This window comes from Streptomyces sp. NPDC050264 (genome assembly GCF_040655895.1).
Taxonomy (GTDB): domain Bacteria; phylum Actinomycetota; class Actinomycetes; order Streptomycetales; family Streptomycetaceae; genus Streptomyces.
This window is the reverse complement of the sequence record NZ_JBFAKV010000036.1, coordinates 29,479-44,964: the sequence shown is the minus strand read 5'-3', so window position 1 is coordinate 44,964 and position 15,486 is coordinate 29,479. Positions and strand designations below refer to the sequence as shown.

The window sequence follows — 15,486 nt, the reverse complement described above, 5'->3', positions numbered from 1 at the left end:
TCTGCCAGCACTTCCGCGCCCGGCAAAGAGATCAGCCCACCTTGCGGGCGAACTCCAGCGAAGCCGTGAAGATCTCCTCCACTCCTTCCTCGCCGAGGCCGATCCAGCCGTGATTCGCCCCGGGAACGGTCCGCAGTTCGACCGGCGCGCCGGCCGCCCGCAGCGCGGCCGCAAGATCCTCGCCGTGCCCGCACGGGACCATCACGTCGTCCTCGCCGTGCACGATCAGGAAAGGCGGTGCGTCCGCGTGCGCCTGTCGCACCGGACTCGCGTCGGCGGCGAGCCCGGGGACGGTCGCGGGCGCGGCACCGAGCAGCAGGGCTTCCGGCGTGGCCGTACTGGCCGGGTCGAACGGCGGCCGCGCGGTCTCCAGATCCGCGGGCCCGTACCAGATGACGGCCCCCGCGAGCGGCGGCTCCGTGTGCGTGAGGGCGAGGAGCGAGGCCAGGTGGCCGCCCGCGGACTCACCCCACGCCACGGTGCGCAGGGGGTCGATGCCCAGCTCGTCCGCGCGTAGGCCCAGCCAGCGCAGTGCGGCGCGCAGGTCGTCCAGCGGAGCCGGGAAGGTCGCTTCCCCGCTGAGCCGGTAATCGACGCAGGCCACGGCGGAACCGGCCGCGGCGAGCCGCTCGAACGGGCCTGGCTCCCAGGGCCGGGTGTGCACGCCCATGTCGTCGCGGCGCCCCCGCCGCCACGCCCCGCCGTGCGCGAACAGCACCAGGGGTGCGGGCAGTTGGGCCTCCGGGCCGGGCAGCCACAGGTCGAGCTCCAGCGGCCGGCCGCCTTCCACGACACCGTAGGGGACGCCTCGCAGCACGCGGACCCCGGCCGCGCGACCGGCGGCCGGCGGCAGTGGCGCGACGTCCGGGTGCGGGGCGGCGATCAGGGCAAGCAGCTCACCCGGTGTCACGCGGTCCGCCACTGGTGGTCGGGGAGGAAGCGGACGTCGTACTCCTGCGGCACGGTGCCGAACTTGTGCGGCTCGGGGACGAACGGCCGGTGCGGCAGCCCGTGCTCCTCGGCCGGGGTGCCCAGGTTCTCGAAGAACCGCTCGAAGGTGCCGCCGGGACCGGCCGCGACGCCGACGACCTGCGTGTGGTGGCGCTCCATGCGGTAGGCGTGCGGGCAGTTCTTCGGTACGAAGCCGAAGTCGCCCGGCGTGAGCAGGCGTTCGGTCTGCTCGCCCTCGGTGTCCTCGACGAACAGGCGGACCGCGCCCTGCGTCACGTAGAAGACCTCGTACGTGTCGGCGTGCATGTGCGCCGGGATGATGTCGCCCTTGGGGCCCTCGCAGGTGAAGAAGTTGAAGGTGTTCTCGGTCTGCTCGCCGCCCGCGTAGACGGTGATCAGATCGCCGAACAGATGGGCCCGGTCGCCCTCGCCCTTCTCGATGAAATACGGCTTGCCCGGCTCGGGCGGGATGCGGGACGCGCCCCGGTAGCGTGTCGCGAACTCGATGGTCATGGCGTGCTCACCTTCGCTCTGTCAGGCTGCCTGACGACTTGTGTCAGGTAGCCTGACATGTGACGCGGGTGGCGGGCAAGTGTCCTGACCGAGACCGTGCGAGAGCGCGAGGAAAACGATGACCGGGACCCGACGAGATCTGCCGCAGCTGCTGGGCGAGGCCAGGCGCTGGTTCGAGGAAGGAATGCTCGCGGCGCTGGAGGGCGAGGGCGTTCCCGCGGTGACACCACCGCAGGTGCAGCTGTTCGCCGCGCTCGACGAGGACGGCACCACCGTGGCGGAGCTTGCCCGGCGGATGGGCGTCACGCGGCAGACCGTGCACCAGGCCGTGCACTCCCTGGTCGCCGGCGGACTCCTTGAGCAGGTGCCGGACCCCTCGTCGGCGCGGCAGCGGCTGATCCGCCGCACCGCCGAGGGGCTGCACGCCCATGAGCAGGCGCGCCGCGCCCTCGACCGGCTGGAGGAGCGGCTCGCCGACCGGATCGGCGCGGCGGCGGTCGCGGCGCTGCGGTCCGCCCTGGAGGAGCCGTGGGGCGAGCCGCCGGCTGCTCGGGTCAGTCGTCGACCGCGTCCGTGACCTTGCCCAGGTCCACGAACTTGAAGTTCGTGGAGGCGCGCTCGGGGTCGCCGGGCGCGTCGTGCCCGTCCTGGACGACCAGGAGGCCGTGCGGGTAGCGCCGGCCCAGCGGCGCGTTCAGCGCGGCCGCGCCGTCGCACTCCTCGGAGCCGTCGAGGGCCGCCGAGGCGGGGGCGACCCGGAATCCGCCCTCGTACTCGTTGCCGTCGGACGCCTCGCGGTCGTACGCCGCGAAGGTGTTGTCGCCCTGGCTGGAGGCGAGCAGCAGTCCGTCGCCGTCCTTCTCCGTGACCAGGGTCAGCCCCTCGACGTCGGCGGTGAGGTGTGTGCCGCCGAAACCGGGGTCGGTGCCCGCGGCGCACTCTTCGGTCGCCTCGTCGTAGGTGCCGGGGACCCCGTACTCGCGCACCGTGTCGACCAGCTTCGGCTTGCCGGTGAGGTCGGCGCGCAGCCGCCAGATGCCGACGTCCTCCTGCCCCGCGTACAGCGTGCCGTTCTCCGGGTCCACCACCATCCCCTCGACCTGCGGGAGTTCACCGGGTTCGGCGCACGGCGACCATGAAGTCCCGTTCGGCAGGCGGAAGGTGGAGGGCAGGTCGAGGGTGCGCAGCGGGCGGTAGCCGACGGTGCCGTTCGGCTGGGCGGTCAGCTCCAGCAGGGCGAGCCGGGTGCGCTCACGCCGGCTGACGAGCGCGAACGAGCGGCCCGTTGTCCGGTCGGTCCAGGTGGCCAGGCCGTAGGCGGTGCGCTGTGCGTTGACCTCTTCCTGGGACGACGAGAAGACCGTGGGCGCCTTCGGGTCGGTGACGTCCGTGAGCGGGCCGCCGGGGTGGTCGCGGTCGATGCGGTAGACGCGCAGCCGGTCGCTGCCGCGGTCCGTGGTGACGGCGAGGTCCGACAGGCGCGCGCTGTGCACCAGGTCGACGTTGTTGAACCGGCCGGGCGCGTCGTCCGGGCCCGGCGCGGCGGGCGCCGGCACCGACTGGACCTCGTGCGCGTCCAGGTCGTACACGCGCAGGCCGCCCTGCTTGGCGGTGGCGATGACGAGGCTGCGGTCCGGGTCCGCGCCGTTGCGCCAGATCGCGGGGTCGTCCGCGTCGGCGTCGCCGCCCGCCGCGTCGTCATGCAGGGCGACCGTCTCGGCGCGCGGTGTCACGGCGGGCAGCGGGGCGGCGGCCTGTACGGGGGCCGGGGCTGTCACGGCGAGTGCGGCGACGGCGGTGGCGATGACCGCCAGGGGCGTCCGGGCGATGACCACGAAGGGGCTCCTCAATGTCGGGAACATGACGACAGCATCGTGTGATCTTGGCGTGAGGACGGAGGGGGCGGAATGTGGCGCGGGCCGGTATGGCGGGTGAATTCGCGGTGTTCGGGCGGTAGTTGCCGGAACTGAGGTGCAGGGGGCGGAGTCGCGGGCGGCCGAATTCTCGGTCCGGGGGCCGTCGGGTGGCAGGAGCGGCGCCCAGGGCGCCCGCGGCCGGACGTCGGCGCCGCAGGGACCTCCGCATCGCCCCGATCCACCGAATCCACCCACCGTGGGTGAAATACCCGCGCAGCTTATGCAAACAAAATCGTTGACAATCTTGTTGGCCTAGATTTAGCGTCGACAGGCACTCACTCAGGGAGGGCAGATGCCGAAGGAAGCCCGTCCAGGCTCCGGAGAGCAGGCCAAGCAGTACGCGCTGGAGCGGTTGCGGCAGGCGATCCTGCGCGGCGAGATGTCACCGGCCCAGCGGCTGGTGGAGAACGAACTCGCCGAGCAGTACGACGTCACCCGCGCGAGCATCCGGGCAGCGCTGCTCGACCTCGCCGCCGAGGGGCTGGTCGAGCGGATCCGCAACCGCGGATCGCGAGTGCGCGTGGTCACGGTCGAGGAGGCCGTGGAGATCACGGAGTGCCGGATGGTGCTCGAAGGGCTCTGCGCGGCCCGGGCGGCGGTGGACGCCACGGACGTGCAGCTCGACGAGCTGACCGACCTGGGCAAGGCCATGTCCAAGGCGGTCGCCGACGGCGATCCGCTCTCCTACTCCGAGCTCAACCACGAACTGCACGCCCGTATCCGGGACATCTCCGGCCAGCAGACGGCCGTCGGTCTCCTGGAGCGGCTCAACGCCCAACTGGTGCGGCACCGCTTCCAGCTGGCGTTGCGCCCGGGGCGTCCGCAGCAGTCCCTGAGTGAGCACCTGGCAGTGATCGAGGCGATCCGCGCCAGGGATCCACAGGCGGCCGAACGGGCCGTCCGCGCCCACCTCAGCAGCGTGATCGACGCCCTGCGCGCCGGCTGACGCCGCCCGGGCGGGCGCACCCCTGTAGCCAAGGAGAAGCAGCATGACCAACGGCAACGCGCCCGCCGCCCCGCCACGATCGACACTGGTCGTCACCGCCCACGCGGGGGACTTCGTGTGGCGGGCGGGCGGTGCCATCGCGCTGGCCGCATCCCGGGGCGAGAAGGTCACCATCGCGTGCCTCACGTTCGGCGAGCGCGGCGAGTCCGCGAAGGCCTGGCGCGAGGGCAGGAAGCTCGACGAGATCAAGGCGATACGCCGCGACGAGGCCGAGCGCGCGGCCGCCGAACTCGGCGCCGAGGTCCGCTTCTTCGACGCCGGCGACTACCCCCTCGTCGTCACGGCCGAGCTGACCGACCGGCTCGTCACCGTCTACCGCGAGACCCAGCCCGACGTCGTCCTCACGCATCCGGTCGAGGACCCGTACAACGGCGACCACCCGGCCGCCAACCGGATGGCCCTGGAGGCCCGCGTCCTCGCGCAGGCCATCGGCTATCCCGGCGAGGGCGAGATCATCGGCGCCCCGCCCGTCTTCTACTTCGAGCCGCACCAGCCGGAGATGAGCGGGTTCAGGCCCGAGGTGCTGCTCGACATCACCGAGGTCTGGGCCACCAAGCGCAGGGCCATGGAGTGCCTGGCCGCACAGCGGCACCTGTGGGACTACTACACCGATCTCGCCGTGCGCCGCGGCGTCCAGCTCAAGCGCAACGCGGGACCGAACCTGGGCCTCGCCCACACCACCATGGCCGAGGCGTACATGCGCCCGTACCCGCAGATCGCGAAGGAGCTCGCCTGATGCCCGGCGTCATCGTCACCAACCCGCCCAAGGCCGAGACCAAGGACGTCGATGCGCTGGCCGGCTACGGCGTCGCCACCGTGCACGAGGCGATGGGCCGCACCGGACTGCTCGGCCACCACCTGCGCGCCAATCAGCGGGACACCCGCGTCGCGGGCACCGCGGTCACGGTCCTGTCCTGGCCCGGCGACAACCTCATGATCCACGCGGCGGTCGAGCAGTGCGGCGAGGGCGACATCCTCGTCGTCACCACCACCTCCCCGTCCACGGACGGCATGTTCGGCGAACTGTTCGCCACCGCGCTCAAGCAGCGCGGTGTGCGCGGAGTCGTCACGAACGCCGGTATCCGCGACACCGCCGAACTGCGGGAGATGGGTTTCCCCGCCTGGTCGGCCGCGGTGTCCGCGCAGGGCACCGTGAAGGCGACCGGCGGCAGCGTCAACGTCCCCGTCGTGATCGGCGGCGAGGTCATCCGCCCCGGCGACGTGATCGTCGCCGACGACGACGGTGTCGTGGTCGTATCCCGCGAGACGGCCCGCGAGGCCGCACAGAAGTCCCAGGCCCGCGAGGACAAGGAGGCCGCCACCCGCGCCGCCTTCCTGGAGGGCCAACTCGGCCTGGACCGCTACGGGTTGCGGCCCACGCTCGAGCGGCTCGGTGTCGAGTACCGCACCTACGAGGAGCACACGGGTTCTTCTGAGGCGGCCGGCTCATGACCGGTCCCGCGGAAGAGGTGCGCTGCATGCTCATGCGCGGCGGCACCTCCAAGGGCGCCTACTTCCTCGCCGGGGACCTGCCCGCCGAACCGGCCGCCCGCGACGACCTGTTGCTGCGCATCATGGGCAGCCCCGATCCGCGCCAGATCGACGGCCTGGGCGGCGCGCACCCCCTCACGAGCAAGGTCGCGGTCGTCACGCCCTCGACGGACCCCGCGGCCGACGTCGACTACCTGTTCCTCCAAGTCGGCGTCGACGAGCCCGAGGTGTCGGACCGTCAGAACTGCGGCAACCTCCTCGCCGGGGTCGGCCCGTTCGCCGTCGAACGCGGCCTGGTCGCACCCGGCGGGGAGGAGACCGCCGTCCGCATCCACATGGTCAACACCGGGGACCTCGCCACGGCGACGTTCCCGACCCCGGGCGGGCGCGTCGACTACACCGGTGACGCGGAGATCTCCGGCGTCCCCGGCGCCGCCGCCGCGGTCGTCATCGAATTCCCGCCCGGCAGCGGCCCGCTGCTGCCCACCGGCCACATCCGTGACACCGTCGCGGGCATCGAGGTGACCTGCGTGGACAACGGGATGCCGACCGTCCTCGTCCCCGCGGAGTCCCTGAAGGTCACCGGATACGAGGGTCCGAAGGAGCTGGAGGAGGACGCGGAGCTGACGGCACGGGTCCAGGAACTCCGGCTGGCAGCCGGTGAGTTGATGGGCCTCGGTGATGTCTCGACGACGACCGTGCCCAAGGTGAGCCTCCTCGCCCCGCCCCGGCACGGCGGCGCGGTCACCACCCGCACCTTCATCCCCGTACGCTGCCACACCTCGATCGGCGTCCTGGGCGCCGCGAGCGTGGCGGCGGGGCTCCGGATCGAGGGCAGCGTCGGCGCGCCCCTCGCGGCCCCACCCGCCGACGGCGACCGGCTCCGCGTCGAGCACCCCACCGGCTTCACCGACATCGAGAGCAGCCTCACCACCGGCCCCGACGGGCTGCCCCGCGCCCGCCGCACCGCCGTGGTCCGTACCGCCCGAAAGATCTTCGACGGCACCGTCTTCCCCCGGCCCGCCGTCCCGCCCCTGCCCGCACCCTCCGCATCCGAGCCCCCTTCAGGAGGTCCCCGATGACTCCGCCCCTCGGCGACATCGCCCACGTCGGCCACGCCCAGCTGTTCACCCCGGACCTGGACGCCAGCGTCGCCTTCTTCACCGACTTCCTGGGCCTCACCGTCAACGGCCAGGACGGCGACACCGTCTACCTGCGGACCTTCGACGACTACGAGCACCACAGTCTCGTCCTCACCGCCCGCGAGCAGCCCGGCCTCGGCCGGCTCGCCCTGCGCACCTCCAGCGAAGAGGCCCTCCAACGCCGGGTGAAGGCGGTCGAGGAAGCGGGCGGCACCGGCACGTGGGTCGAGGACGAACCCGGCCTCGGCAAGCTGTACGTCACCACCGACCCGGACGGCCACGAGCACGCCCTGTACTGGGAGAGCGAGCACTACCAGGCCCCCGACGGACTCAGGCCGGCCCTGAAGAACCAGCCGCAGGCCAAGCCCAACCGGGGCGTCGGCGTCCGCCGCCTCGACCACATCAACTTCCTCGCGGCCGACGTCCTCGCCAACGCCGAGTTCCAGCAGAACGTGCTCGGCGCCCGTCCCACGGAACAGATCCGGCTCGACACCGGCCGGGTCGCAGCCCGCTGGCTGACCTTCACGAACAAGTCGTACGACGTCGTCTACACCGAGGACTGGACCGGCAGCGAGGGCCGCCTGCACCACATCGCCTTCGCCACCGACACCCGCGAGGACATCCTGCGCGCCGCCGACCTCGCCATCGACTCCGGCGTCTTCATCGAGACGGGCCCGCACAAGCACGCCATCCAGCAGACGTTCTTCCTCTACGTCTACGAACCCGGCGGCAACCGCATCGAGTTGTGCAACCCGCTCACCCGCCTCGTCCTCGCGCCCGACTGGCCGCTCATCACCTGGACCGAGGCCGAACGCGCCAAGGGACAGGCCTGGGGCCTCAAGACCATCCAGTCGTTCCACACCCACGGCACCCCGCCTGTGCAGCCGCCTCCCGTCGAGGCCTGAGGCCTGAGGCCTGAGGTCGAGGCCTGAGCGAGACCCCGGGGGACTGTCACACGTCGCCCGGGGCCGAATTGTTTCTGAGATTGTCAACAAAAGTGTTGACGACAGGGTGCGCGACTTCTTAGCGTGCCGCTCACACCCCCCGCTCCGGCCGCCGCAAGGCCGTCCCCATCCACCGCTCCAGGGGCCCTCCTCCCCGGACGAGAGGAAACAACGATGTCCTCCTCTGTCACCCCGCCGACCGCGCGCCGCGGCGCGCGAATGGCCAGACTGGTCTTCGCCCTGTGCTGGCTCGCCGTCCTCTTCGACGGCCTCGACATGTTCATCTACGGCTCCGTGCTGCCGCACATGCTCGAGACGAAGGCGCTCGGCCTCGACCCGGACCAGGCCGGTGACCTCGGCAGCTACGCCACCTTCGGCATGCTGATAGGCGCCCTCACCGCGGGCACGGTCTGCGACCGCATCGGCCGCAAGAGGATGATGGTCGGCTGCGTCACCCTCTTCTCGCTGGCCTCGGCCCTCTGCGCGCTCGCCCCGAACGTCGCGACGTTCGGCCTCGGCCGCACCCTCGCCGGCCTCGGCCTCGGCGGACTGCTGCCCACCGCGATCACGATGGTCTCGGACTACGCCCCCCGCGGTCGCGGCGCGCTCATCGTCGGCGGCCTGATGACCGCCCACCACGCAGGCGGCATCCTCTCCGCGTACGTGGCCACGTGGGTGGTCGAACCCCTCGGCTGGCGCGCCGCGTTCTGGTTCTGCGTCATCCCGCTGCTGTTCGTGCCGGTGATCGCCAAGGTCATGCCCGAGTCCCTGAGCTTCCTCGTCGCCAGGGGCCGCACCGAAGAGGCCCGGCGGCTCTCCACCACGTACGACGTGGAACTGCCCGCCGTGAAGGCGCCGCGCCCGGACGGCGCCGGCCGCTGGGACGCGCTGACCGACCTGTTCCGCGCGAACCAATGGATCCAGACCCTGCTGTACTGGCTGGCCTCCTTCGGCGGCCTCCTCCTCGTCTACGGTGTCGCGACCTGGCTGCCCACCCTGATGCGCGCCGAGGGCTACGACCTCGGCTCCTCGCTGCAGTTCGTCGTCGTCTTCAACCTCGGCGGCATCATCGGCATGCTGCTCGCGGGCCGCGCCGCCGACCGCTTCGGCGCGCCGCGCATCTCCGCGGTCTGGTTCCTGCTCACGGCGGTCAGCGTCTACCTGCTGAGCATCCACATGGCGCTCGCGCTCACCTTCGTGGTGGTCTTCCTCGCGGGCGTCTTCCTCAACAGCGCGCAGACCATGATCTACGCGACGGTGTCGATCCGCTCCGCCCCCGAGAACCGTGCCACCGCGGTCGGCTGGACCTCCGGCATGGGCCGCTTCGGCGCCGTCTTCGGACCCTGGCTCGGCGGCCAGCTCCTCGCCTCCGGCAACGGCGACTGGGGCTTCACGGCGTTCGCCCTGACCGGTCTCTTCTCGATGGTCTTCATCGGTATCGCTTCCCTGCGCAAGGCGCAGCAGGCGCCGCGGCAGACGACGGACCTGCCGCTCCCGGCCGCGCACTGACACCGTCGGCCGACAGCAGTGCCGTGGCCCGGACCCGCACGGGGTTCCGGGCCACAACACTGTTGACGCATACGGCAGTTGGGCTACTTCACGCGGCCCGTAGCCTTGGCGACCCACGTGTGCCGCGCCTGTGTGCCCGTCGAGTCGATATCCTGCGGCACCATGACGCGCGCCTGGATACTGCCGATGTTGCTCGTGCTCTGTGGCTCGGCCGTCGCGACGGCGCTGACCCTTGGCGGGAGGCCCGCCGAGGCCGTAGTCCTCCTGCTGGTGTTCGTGCTGCTCGCAGCCGTGAACTCGCCCCTGATCCTCCCGAGGTCGGTCGGCGCGTCCGAAGCGCAGCGCCGCAGCGCGGTCGACGGCCGGCCGGGCTGCACGTACTGTCTGCGGCTGCGCCTCCGACTCGGCCGCGGCGCACGCCAGTTGCACTGGGTGAACATCTGGCGCGACCCGGCCGGAGCGGCAGCGGTGCGGGCGGTCAACGACGGCGACGAGACGGTGCCGACGGTCTTCGTCGCGGGCCGGCCATACGTGAACCCCGATCCCGCGTGGGTGCGCGAGCAGTTGTCCTCACCCGCGTAGGCGTGCGAGTCGGGCCCGGGCCGCGCTTCGGACCGGGTTCAACCGGCCCATAAGGCAGGGCTCTTGACCTCCGCGCTCAGTACCGTGCGCTCCATCCCGGCAGCGCGCCCGCCGAGGCGGCCGCGCACGGCACACCGGTCACTTCGTCGCGGGCCGGTCGCGCGTGAAGTCCGATCCCGCGTGGGTGCGCGGGCAGTTGGCCTCACCTGTGGAGGCGTGCGAGTCGGGCCCGGGCCGCGCTTCGGACCGGGCTAAATCAGACGGTAAGAGAGGCTGTTGACCTGCGCGCTCTGTCCCGGCAGAACACCCGCCGAGGCGACCGCGCACGGCACACCGGTCACTTCGTCGCGGGCCGGTCGCGCGTGAAGTCCGATCCCGCGTGGGTGCGCGGGCAGTTGGCCTCACCTGTGGAGGCGTGTGAGTCGGGCCCGGGCCGCGCTTCGGACCGGGCCCAATCAACGTTCTGCGACAGGGCTGCTGGCCCCCTCGTTCAGTGTCGCGCGCTCTGTCCCCGCAGCACCCCCGCCGAGACGACCGCGCCGAGTGCGCACAGCACTCCGGTCACGAGTACGGCGATGTGCACGCCGTTCATGAATGCCGCGTGGCTGCCCTCGGCCACTGCCGCCCTGAGCTGGGCGGGCATCGCGTCGGACACCGGTGCCGCGCCCATCGCCACGGCGTCCTTCGCTTCGGCGAGCCGGTCGGTCACCTGGTCCGGGACGCCGGCCGAGGTGAGCTCGGAGCCGAGGGTCGCGCCGACCCGGGCGCTGATCAGCGACATCAGTACGGACGTGCCGAGCGCGCCGCCCACCTGCAAGGCGGTGGCCTGCAGCCCGCCGGCCACTCCGCCGTCCTCGACCGGCGCGTTGCCCACGATCGCCGCGGACGACGCGGACATCACCATGCCGACGCCCAGGCCGAGCAGGATGAAGGGCGGCCACATCGCCGCGTACCCGGACTCGGCTCCCCAGTCGAGCATCAGGAACGAGGCGGCGCCCTGCAGCACCATGCCCAGCGGCATCGTCAGACGCGGTCCGAAGCGGTCGGTGAGCGCCGCGCCGAGCGGTGACGCGACGACGGACGCGAGGCTCAGCGGCAGCGTGCGGACACCTGCCTCGACCGGCGAGAACCCGCGCACGTTCTGCAGGTACAGCATCACGAAGAAGATCCCGCCGAGCAGCACGAAGAAGTTCAGCGCGGTGACGAAGGTGCCGACGCTCAGCGCCGAGCTGCGGAACAGCCGCATCGGCAGCAGCGGATGCGCGATCCGCGACTCGTACAGGCAGAACAGGACGAGCAGCACGAGGCCCGCGACGATCGCGCCCAGCGTGCCGGCCGAACTCCAGCCCCACGTCTCGCCCTTGACCACGCCGAACACCACGACCAGCATGCCGAGTGCGAGCAGTACGACGCCGAGCACGTCGAACTTCTGGCCGGCCGCCGCCGCGTTCCTGCTCTGCGGCAGGACGAGGACGCTGACGATCAGGGCGACGATGCCGACGGGCGCGTTGATGTAGAAGACGGACTCCCAGTTGACGTGCTCGACGAGCAGGCCGCCGACGATCGGGCCGAGCGCGGTCGACACCGAGGACACCATGGCCCAGATGCCGACCGCCATGCCGAACTTCCGCGGCGGGAACACCGCGCGCAGCAGTCCGAGTGTGTTCGGCATCAGCAGCGCGCCGAAGAAGCCCTGCGCGGCGCGGAAGGCGATGACGAGTTCGATGGAACCGGCCAGGCCGATGGCGACCGAGGCCAGCGTGAATCCGGTGACGCCGATCAGGTAGAAGGTGCGCCGGCCGAACCGGTCGCCGAGCTTGCCGCCGAGGATCAGGGCGGCGGCGAGGGCGAGCAGGTAGGAGTTCGTCACCCACTGCAGGTCGGCGGTGGAGGCGTTGAGGGAGCGGCCGATCTCCGGGTTGGCGAGCGCGACGACCGACCCGTCGAGCCCGACCATGAACAGGCCGAAGGCAACGGCGATCAGCGTCAGCCAGGGGTTGGCTCGCCGCCCCGTGGGCGCCGGGCCCGGTGGGGCCTGCACCTGGGCAGGGGAGGGGGCAACAGAAGAGGAGGGCATACGACTGCCTTGTCTGGTACGAGGTCCGACGAGCGGATGAGGGGAGGGCGCGTGCCGACGGGGGCACGGAAGCGCCCTGCTCCCGGCGGGCGGGGGCAGGGCGGAGGCGCGGCGGAGCTGCGGGGCGTCAGCCCGCGGTCGGCCGCAGCTGGGTGTCGAGCGAGTTCAGCGCGCCCAGGGCGGAGCCGAGCGCGTCCAGCTCGCCGCCGGTTAGATGCCGCAGCGCCTCGGCGAGATGGCGCCGGGCGATCCCTTCGGCCTCGGCGATGCGCTCACGGGCCACGGCGGTGGTGTGCAGATGGGCCACGCGCCGGTCCGCGGTGTCGCAGCGGCGCTCCAGGAGACCGGAGCGGGTGAGCTGCGAGACGAGCGCGCTGACATTGTTCGGCTGCATCAGCAGCTCGTGCGCCGCCTCGCGCACGGTGATGCCGTCCCGGTCCGCCACCAGACGGAGCAGGGCGATCTGCGCCTCGGGCAGCCGGTCGTGCGGGAAGTCCCCGAGGATCCGGCGGTCGAGGGTCCGGTGCAGCGTCGGCAGGGACGCCGCGAGCGCGGAGGCGACGCGGTCGATGTCCTTGCGGGCGGCACGAGAGGCGGGCATGACGGTGAGATTAGGTATGACGGCATAGGTATGTCAAAAGAGCTGTCCGGCCGGCGCCTCCCACCGGCGCCTCCCACCGGCGCCTCCCACCGGCGCCTCCCACCGGCGCCTCCCACCTGCGCCTGCGGACCCGTGGCCGCACTGTCGACTGCACCCGGGGGTCTACACGCATCGCACACGGCTCCTCCCCGGGTATGACACGCACCGCCCGCGCCTACCGCAGGCGTGGGTCCGGAGTCCGACTCAGAGGCTTACCCGAAGGCTTGCGGGAGCGGAGACGATGGAAGCCGATCCTGCCGACCGCCCTGACGTGCGACGACGCACTGTCGGGTAGTCGCTCCTGCCTCACAACTCCGACGGGAGCCCTTTTCGCCGTGGCTACGTTCCTGTACAAACTCGGGCGGCTGTCCTTCAGGCGCCGCCGCTATGTGGCTCTGCTGTGGGTGCTGCTGCTCGGCGGGATCGGCTTCGCGTCGTCGGCCGCGCCGGCCCCGCCCGCCGACTCGTTCTCGATGCCGGGCACCGAGGCGCAGAAGGCCTTCGACCTGCTCGACCAGAAGTTCCCCGCGGCCGGTGCCGAGGGGGCGACCGCCCGCGTCGTCATCCGCGCTCCCCAGGGCGAGAAGCTCACGGACCCGGCGCCCAAGGCCGACGTCCAGAAGCTGGTGACCGCCCTCGGCAAGGGCCCGCAGGTCTCCTCCGTCGCCGACCCGTACAAGGCGAACGCCGTCAGCAAGGACGGCACGACCGCCTACGCCTCCGTGGCGTACAAGGTCGCCTCGACCGAGCTCACCGACGAGGCGCACGACGCTCTCACCAAGGCGACCGACGACGCCCGCGCCGAGGGCTTCACCATCGAGTCCGGCGGCGACGCCGTAGAGGCCGAGCAGGAGATGGGCGGCAGCGCAGAGCTGATCGGTATCGCGATCTCCGCGGTCGTGCTGCTCGTCACGTTCGGCTCGCTGGTCGCCGCGGGCATGCCGCTGCTCACCGCGATCATCGGCGTCGGCATCGGCGTCTCGGGCATCGCGGCGCTCGGCAGCGTCCTGAACCTCTCCAGCACCACGTCCACGCTGGCGACGATGATCGGCCTCGCGGTCGGCATCGACTACGCCCTGTTCATCGTGAGCCGCTTCCGCGCCGAGATAGCCGAGGGCCGGGAGGGCGAGGAGGCGGCGGGCCGCGCGGTCGGCACCGCGGGTTCGGCGGTCGTCTTCGCCGGTCTGACGGTCGTCGTCGCCCTCGCGGGCCTGTCCGTGGTGAACATCCCGATCCTGACCAAGATGGGCATGGCCGCCGCGGCGACCGTCGCCATCTCCGTCCTCATCGCCCTCACCATGATCCCGGCCCTGCTCGGCTTCGCGGGCAAGAAGGTACTGCGCCGCAAGGACCGCAAGGCCGCCGTCCCCGCGCAGGGCGCCGCCGCCGGCAAGCCGAACCTGGGCACCCGCTGGTCCCGCTTCGTGATGCGCCGCCCGCTCACCGTCCTGCTCGTCGCCGTCCTCGGGCTCGGTGCCATCGCCGTCCCGGCCACCAGCCTCGAACTCGGCCTGCCCGACGAGGGCACGTCGGCTCCCGACAGCACGCAGCGCAAGGCGTACGACATGCTGTCCGAGTCCTTCGGCGCCGGCTTCAACGGCCCGCTGATGGTGACCGTCGACGGCAAGGGCGCGGCCGCCGCGGCCAAGTCGGTCGGCGCCTCGCTCACCAAGGTCGACGGGGTCGCCGCTGTCGCCCCGGCCCAGGTCAACGAGGCCGGCGACACCGCGATCATGTCGGTCGTCCCGACCACGGGCCCGAGCGACCACCAGACCGAGGAACTGGTCAAGACGATCCGCTCCGAGGCCAAGGCGTGGGAGGCGGACACCGACTCGGACGTCCTCGTCACCGGTCAGACGGCCATGACGATCGACTTCTCGCAGACCCTGAACAACGCGCTCGTGCCGTATCTGCTCCTCGTCGTCGGTCTGGCCTTCCTGCTCCTGATGCTGGTCTTCCGCTCGATCCTGGTCCCGCTCAAGGCGGCGCTCGGCTTCCTCCTGTCGGTGGCGGCGGCGCTCGGTGCCGTGGTCGCGGTGTTCCAGTGGGGCTGGCTCGCGGACATCGTGGGCGTCGACCAGCCGGGCCCGATCATGTCGATGATGCCGATCTTCATGATCGGCGTGGTCTTCGGCCTCGCGATGGACTACGAGGTGTTCCTCGTGACGCGGATGCGTGAGGCCTACGTCCACGGGGCGCGGCCGGGCGAGGCCATCGTGACCGGGTTCCGGCACGGCGGCCGGGTCGTCGCCGCCGCCGCGATCATCATGATCAGCGTCTTCTCCGGCTTCATCATGGAGAACAACGACATGATCAAGATGATGGGCTTCGGACTGGCCGTCGCCGTCCTGTTCGACGCGTTCGTGGTCCGCATGGCGATCGTGCCCGCGGTCATGGCGCTGCTCGGCAAGTCGGCCTGGTGGCTGCCCCGCTGGCTGGACAAGCTGCTGCCGAACGTCGATGTCGAGGGCGAGAAGCTCCAGAAGAACCTGACGGCGTCGCCGCCGGCCGAGGACGACCGGGAGCTGGAGCCCGTACGCGGCTGAGTCCCGCTCCATCCGTCGCACACGGGCCCGCTCCGATCCACCGGAGCGGGCCCGTCGCCGTCTGTCCACCCTTGCGTGGGCAGGCGGCGGTCACGTCGAACACACCCGCACAGTGCCGTGACCGCCGCCCGGACGCGCACACTCGGCAGGCCGCCGGGGCACATCCACA

General features: G+C 71.8%; 14 protein-coding genes. 9 read left to right on the top strand and 5 right to left on the bottom strand.

Going from position 1 to position 15,486, the window contains the following annotated elements:
* Positions 1-31 precede the first annotated feature (31 nt).
* The gene (locus tag AB0J02_RS39755) at positions 32-910 is read right to left on the bottom strand and encodes an alpha/beta hydrolase (protein ID WP_363198778.1); all 879 of its coding nucleotides are present in this window, start codon (positions 908-910) and stop codon (positions 32-34) included.
* Positions 907-1,464 (bottom strand): quercetin 2,3-dioxygenase, encoded by a 558-nt coding sequence (locus AB0J02_RS39750; RefSeq protein ID WP_363198777.1) that lies wholly within the window; start codon positions 1,462-1,464, stop codon positions 907-909. The genes AB0J02_RS39755 and AB0J02_RS39750 overlap by 4 nt, the downstream gene beginning before the upstream one ends.
* Before the next feature lie 118 nt (positions 1,465-1,582).
* Here AB0J02_RS39750 and AB0J02_RS39745 point away from each other — a divergent pair, with 118 nt between their 5' ends.
* Positions 1,583-2,041, top strand: coding sequence for a MarR family transcriptional regulator (locus tag AB0J02_RS39745; RefSeq protein ID WP_363198776.1), 459 nt, complete (start codon positions 1,583-1,585; stop codon positions 2,039-2,041).
* Here AB0J02_RS39745 and AB0J02_RS39740 read toward each other — a convergent pair.
* Complete coding sequence (locus AB0J02_RS39740) at positions 2,019-3,326, bottom strand: phytase (RefSeq protein ID WP_363198775.1); 1,308 nt, start codon at positions 3,324-3,326, stop codon at positions 2,019-2,021. The two genes, AB0J02_RS39745 and AB0J02_RS39740, sit on opposite strands and share 23 nt — an antisense overlap.
* Before the next feature lie 346 nt (positions 3,327-3,672).
* On the opposite strand from AB0J02_RS39740, the gene AB0J02_RS39735 reads away from it, so the two are divergent.
* The 7 genes from AB0J02_RS39735 (at position 3,673) to AB0J02_RS39705 (ending at position 10,054) form a co-directional block, all read left to right on the top strand.
* Entirely contained in the window at positions 3,673-4,326 is a 654-nt protein-coding gene (locus tag AB0J02_RS39735; RefSeq protein ID WP_363198774.1) for a GntR family transcriptional regulator, read from the top strand.
* A gap of 43 nt (positions 4,327-4,369) precedes the next feature.
* A complete protein-coding gene (locus AB0J02_RS39730; protein ID WP_363198773.1) occupies positions 4,370-5,122 on the top strand; it encodes a PIG-L deacetylase family protein in 753 nt (250 codons plus the stop codon).
* Positions 5,122-5,838 (top strand): 4-carboxy-4-hydroxy-2-oxoadipate aldolase/oxaloacetate decarboxylase, encoded by a 717-nt coding sequence (locus AB0J02_RS39725; RefSeq protein WP_363198772.1) that lies wholly within the window; start codon positions 5,122-5,124, stop codon positions 5,836-5,838. Before AB0J02_RS39730 ends, AB0J02_RS39725 begins: the two co-directional genes overlap by 1 nt.
* The gene (locus AB0J02_RS39720) at positions 5,835-6,959 is read left to right on the top strand and encodes a 4-oxalomesaconate tautomerase (protein WP_363198771.1); all 1,125 of its coding nucleotides are present in this window, start codon (positions 5,835-5,837) and stop codon (positions 6,957-6,959) included. The genes AB0J02_RS39725 and AB0J02_RS39720 overlap by 4 nt, the downstream gene beginning before the upstream one ends.
* Positions 6,956-7,924 carry a catechol 2,3-dioxygenase gene (locus AB0J02_RS39715; RefSeq protein WP_363198770.1) on the top strand — a complete coding sequence of 323 codons (969 nt, stop codon included), beginning with the start codon at positions 6,956-6,958 and terminating at the stop codon, positions 7,922-7,924. Before AB0J02_RS39720 ends, AB0J02_RS39715 begins: the two co-directional genes overlap by 4 nt.
* 213 nt (positions 7,925-8,137) lie before the next feature.
* Positions 8,138-9,472 carry an aromatic acid/H+ symport family MFS transporter gene (locus tag AB0J02_RS39710; RefSeq protein WP_363198769.1) on the top strand — a complete coding sequence of 445 codons (1,335 nt, stop codon included), beginning with the start codon at positions 8,138-8,140 and terminating at the stop codon, positions 9,470-9,472.
* Positions 9,473-9,634: 162 nt separating this feature from the next.
* The gene (locus tag AB0J02_RS39705) at positions 9,635-10,054 is read left to right on the top strand and encodes a glutaredoxin domain-containing protein (protein ID WP_363198768.1); all 420 of its coding nucleotides are present in this window, start codon (positions 9,635-9,637) and stop codon (positions 10,052-10,054) included.
* Between the two features lie 490 nt (positions 10,055-10,544).
* On the opposite strand, the gene AB0J02_RS39700 is transcribed toward AB0J02_RS39705, so the two are convergent.
* Complete coding sequence (locus AB0J02_RS39700) at positions 10,545-12,131, bottom strand: DHA2 family efflux MFS transporter permease subunit (RefSeq protein ID WP_363198767.1); 1,587 nt, start codon at positions 12,129-12,131, stop codon at positions 10,545-10,547.
* A gap of 127 nt (positions 12,132-12,258) precedes the next feature.
* Positions 12,259-12,732, bottom strand: coding sequence for a MarR family winged helix-turn-helix transcriptional regulator (locus AB0J02_RS39695; protein ID WP_363198766.1), 474 nt, complete (start codon positions 12,730-12,732; stop codon positions 12,259-12,261).
* A gap of 374 nt (positions 12,733-13,106) precedes the next feature.
* Here AB0J02_RS39695 and AB0J02_RS39690 point away from each other — a divergent pair, with 374 nt between their 5' ends.
* On the top strand, positions 13,107-15,317 hold the full coding sequence (locus AB0J02_RS39690; RefSeq protein ID WP_363198765.1) for an MMPL family transporter: 2,211 nt from the start codon (positions 13,107-13,109) through the stop codon (positions 15,315-15,317).
* The last annotated feature ends 169 nt before the right edge of the window (positions 15,318-15,486 follow it).

Excerpts from the sequence above, each read along its gene's own strand:
- AB0J02_RS39750 (WP_363198777.1), bottom strand. The coding sequence starts at position 1,464 with ATGACCATCGAGTTCGCGACACGCTACCGGGGCGCGTCCCGCATCCCG.
- AB0J02_RS39745 (WP_363198776.1), top strand. The coding sequence starts at position 1,583 with ATGACCGGGACCCGACGAGATCTGCCGCAGCTGCTGGGCGAGGCCAGG.
- AB0J02_RS39740 (WP_363198775.1), bottom strand. The coding sequence starts at position 3,326 with ATGTTCCCGACATTGAGGAGCCCCTTCGTGGTCATCGCCCGGACGCCC.
- AB0J02_RS39735 (WP_363198774.1), top strand. The coding sequence starts at position 3,673 with ATGCCGAAGGAAGCCCGTCCAGGCTCCGGAGAGCAGGCCAAGCAGTAC.
- AB0J02_RS39730 (WP_363198773.1), top strand. The coding sequence starts at position 4,370 with ATGACCAACGGCAACGCGCCCGCCGCCCCGCCACGATCGACACTGGTC.
- AB0J02_RS39725 (WP_363198772.1), top strand. The coding sequence starts at position 5,122 with ATGCCCGGCGTCATCGTCACCAACCCGCCCAAGGCCGAGACCAAGGAC.
- AB0J02_RS39720 (WP_363198771.1), top strand. The coding sequence starts at position 5,835 with ATGACCGGTCCCGCGGAAGAGGTGCGCTGCATGCTCATGCGCGGCGGC.
- AB0J02_RS39715 (WP_363198770.1), top strand. The coding sequence starts at position 6,956 with ATGACTCCGCCCCTCGGCGACATCGCCCACGTCGGCCACGCCCAGCTG.
- AB0J02_RS39710 (WP_363198769.1), top strand. The coding sequence starts at position 8,138 with ATGTCCTCCTCTGTCACCCCGCCGACCGCGCGCCGCGGCGCGCGAATG.
- AB0J02_RS39705 (WP_363198768.1), top strand. The coding sequence starts at position 9,635 with ATGACGCGCGCCTGGATACTGCCGATGTTGCTCGTGCTCTGTGGCTCG.
- AB0J02_RS39700 (WP_363198767.1), bottom strand. The coding sequence starts at position 12,131 with ATGCCCTCCTCTTCTGTTGCCCCCTCCCCTGCCCAGGTGCAGGCCCCA.
- AB0J02_RS39695 (WP_363198766.1), bottom strand. The coding sequence starts at position 12,732 with ATGCCCGCCTCTCGTGCCGCCCGCAAGGACATCGACCGCGTCGCCTCC.